Genomic DNA, 1,213 nt, shown 5'->3' with positions numbered 1-1,213 from the left:
TGGCTGCGGCTCCTTGCGCCGGGGGAGGCGGCCCGGATAGGGCCTGCCGTAGAGGAAGAGCGTCAGGCCGCACCCCAGGGCGCCGGCCACGGTGACGGGGAGCAGCACGTCCGCCGTCAGCGACCAGCCCTCGGCGTGCGCCCCGCCCAGGGCGTGCGAGGTCGCGGCGGCCGACCCCTCGATCCTGCGCGGCGCGTCCGAGCCGCCGGTCACGTACGCGAGCGCCGCCAGCTCGTCCCGCACCCGCTGCTGCGCCCCGTGCTCCTGCGCGCCGCCGGCGCCGAGCAGCACCGGGGTCAGCAGCACCGGCACCGACGCGGCGAGCAACTGGAGGCTCACCAGGCGCAGACGGTCCCGCAGGAAGACGCAGGTGCCGACGACGACCAGCGCGAAGAGCGCCGTGACGAGCACGGCGACGGCCGCCGCCGTCAGCACGAGCGGACTCCAGCCCGTCGCCTCCTCGTCCCGGTCGCGCAGCTGGCCCTCGACGTGCTCGATGCGGTCGAGCAGCCCGACGGGCTGCGCCCCGTCCCCGTCCTGCGGGACCGGGCTGCGCAGCATGCCCTCCGCGTACTCGACCCCGGCCTCGCGCAGCAGGGTGCTGCCGCGGTTGCGGTCCGCCCAGGCGATCTTGTCGCCGTAGGCGACCACGAGCCCCGAGACCACGCGCAGTTCCTGCTCCTGACCCCGGTCCAGCGCCCGGCTCTGGGCGACCCGGGTGAGGTGCTGGGTGGCGTCCGTGAGATGGGTGCGGTACGTGTCACCGAGCTCAACCGCCCCGTAGGGGGTGGTGTGCAGCAGACGCAGCTCGGCCTCCCGCTGCGCCAGTGCGAGCGACGTCCGCGCCTGCGCCAGCCCCACCAGCGCCGGCACGGAACGGTCGCGCAGCCGCTCCGTCGAGGCGTGCACCTCGTGGAACGCGGCCGCCACCAGGGCCGCCGCGATCAGGGCGAGCGCGGGCAGCACCAGCATCCGGCGCCGCAGGAAGGCGGCCGTCGGCCACCGCCCGCCGGGCCCGGTGCCGGTCGCCCACGCCCAGGTGCGGCGCGGCAGCCCGCGGGCCCACGCCCGCAGCCGCCCGGGCGCGCGCCGCACCTGGGCGTGGGCGACCGGCACCGGGCCCGGCGGGCGGTGGCCGACGGCCGCCTTCCTGCGGCGCCGGATGCTGGTGCTGCCCGCGCTCGCCCTGATCGCGGCGGCCCTGGTGGCGGCC

At 77.9% G+C, this 1,213-nt stretch carries 1 protein-coding gene; it reads right to left on the bottom strand.

The genetic code is table 11. The features are described from left to right. Window positions 1-1,213 (bottom strand): hypothetical protein (locus EAO77_RS39075; RefSeq protein WP_187283548.1); only part of this gene is annotated, 1,213 nt, incomplete at both ends.

It is taken from the genome of Streptomyces sp. T39 (assembly GCF_008042045.1).
In the GTDB taxonomy this organism is placed as follows: Bacteria; Actinomycetota; Actinomycetes; order Streptomycetales; family Streptomycetaceae; genus Streptomyces.
This window is presented reverse-complemented; position numbering and strand designations above follow the sequence as displayed.